Origin of the sequence: Methylobacterium sp. CCH5-D2, assembly GCF_001556475.1 — a bacterium.
In the GTDB taxonomy this organism is placed as follows: domain Bacteria; phylum Pseudomonadota; class Alphaproteobacteria; order Rhizobiales; family Beijerinckiaceae; genus Methylobacterium; species Methylobacterium hispanicum.
On the sequence record NZ_LSIX01000099.1, the window covers coordinates 1 to 1,633 of the forward strand.

The 1,633-nt window shown below is 73.4% G+C and carries 1 protein-coding gene; it reads left to right on the forward strand.

Annotated features, from left to right (window positions below; all coding sequences use genetic code 11):
* The first annotated feature begins 251 nt into the window (after positions 1 to 251).
* Positions 252 to 1,499, forward strand: a complete 1,248-nt coding sequence (locus AX737_RS02120; protein WP_066918636.1) for an Hsp70 family protein — start codon at positions 252 to 254, stop codon at positions 1,497 to 1,499.
* Positions 1,500 to 1,633: the final 134 nt, after the last annotated feature.

Here is a 1,633-nt window from a genome sequence, read left to right on the forward strand (position 1 = left end):
CGGGTGCAGGGCAGAGCCCTGCTGTCGAACCCATAGGTCCGGCCTCGCCGGGCCTATGGGTTCGAAACCCGGGGCTGCGCGCCCCGGACCCCGCCAAAGGGTCACGACCCTTTGGAATCCCGGACTGTCCGCCCCCGGCCACCGTGCGCTGAGCCATCCCGCGCCGCGGGCTCTGGACCGGACCGGACGCGGCCTGTAGAGCGGCCGGCCCTTACCCCACCGATCCACAGATCCTGCGCCGGAGAGCGTTGATGGCGGCCTGCGGCCTCGATTTCGGCACCTCGAACACCACCCTCGGCCGGACCGTCGAGGGCCGCCCCGCGCTCGTGCCCCTCGAAGGACGCCACCTCACGGTGCCCTCCGCGATCTTCTTCGCGCCCGGACGCCCCCCGATCATCGGCCGCGCCGCCACCGAGGCCTATGTCGAGGGCGTGCCGGGCCGGCTGATGCGCAGCCTCAAATCGGTGCTGGGCTCCGGCCTCGTCGAGGAGACCACGCCGCTCGGCCGCGAGCGCCTGCGCTTCCGCGACGTCATCGCCCGCTACCTCGCCGCCGTGAAGGCGCGGGCCGAACAGGAAGCGGGCACCGGCTTCGACACGGTGGTGCACGGCCGCCCGGTCCACTTCGTGGACGGCGACCCGGAGGGCGACCGCCGGGCGGAGGCGACGCTGCGCGAGATCGCAGAATCGATCGGCTTCCGGAACGTGTCGTTCCAGTACGAGCCGATCGCCGCCGCCCTCGACTACGAGCAGGGCGTGCGCGCCGAGGAGATCGCGCTGATCGCCGATATCGGCGGCGGCACCTCGGACTTCTCGATCGTGCGCCTGTCGCCCGAGCGCCACGCCAAGGCGGAGCGCGCCGACGACATCCTGGCCAACGACGGCGTGCGCATCGGCGGCACCGATTTCGACCGGATGCTCAGCCTCGGCACGGTGATGCCGCTGCTCGGGCTCGGCAGCCCGATGAAGCGCGGCGACCTCGCCGTGCCGAACGCCTACTTCCACGACCTCGCTACGTGGTCGAGCATCAACCGGCTCTACAACTCGAAGACCCTGCGGGAGATCGAGGAGACCCGCCGCGACGCCGCCCGGCCGGAGCTGATCGACCGGCTCTACAGCGTGGTCGAGGCCGAGCGCGGCCACGGCCTCGCCATCGCGGTCGAGGGCGCCAAGATCGGCGCCAGCGACAGGGGCGCCGCGACCCTCGACCTCGGCTTCGTGGAGCGGGGCCTCGGCGCGGCGGTCGACCGGGCGAGCCTCGGCGCGCAGACGGGAAGCCTTGCCGAGCGTATCGCCGAGCGGGTCGGGCGCTGCCTCGCGCAGGCCGGGATCGGGGCGGAGCGCATCGACGCGCTGTTCCTCACCGGCGGCTCGACCGGCCTGCCGCATGTGCGCTCCGCGCTCACCGCCTGCGTGCCGGGCGCGCGGGTGGTCGCGGGCGACACCTTCGGCTCGGTCGGCGTCGGCCTGACGATCGAGGCGGCGCGCCGGGGCGCCTGAGAATCGCCCGTCCGCGAATTGTCGCCGTCGGGCCCGAATGATAGCAGCGGCCCATGACGACGAAGCCTCCCCATCGCGGCGGGCCCGGCAAGGGCGGTCGCGGCTCCAGCGCGGACAAAGGTCCGCCCAAGGGA

Bases quoted from the DNA above. Each gene is read 5' to 3' on its own strand.
- AX737_RS02120 (WP_066918636.1), top strand. From the start codon at position 252: ATGGCGGCCTGCGGCCTCGATTTCGGCACCTCGAACACCACCCTCGGC.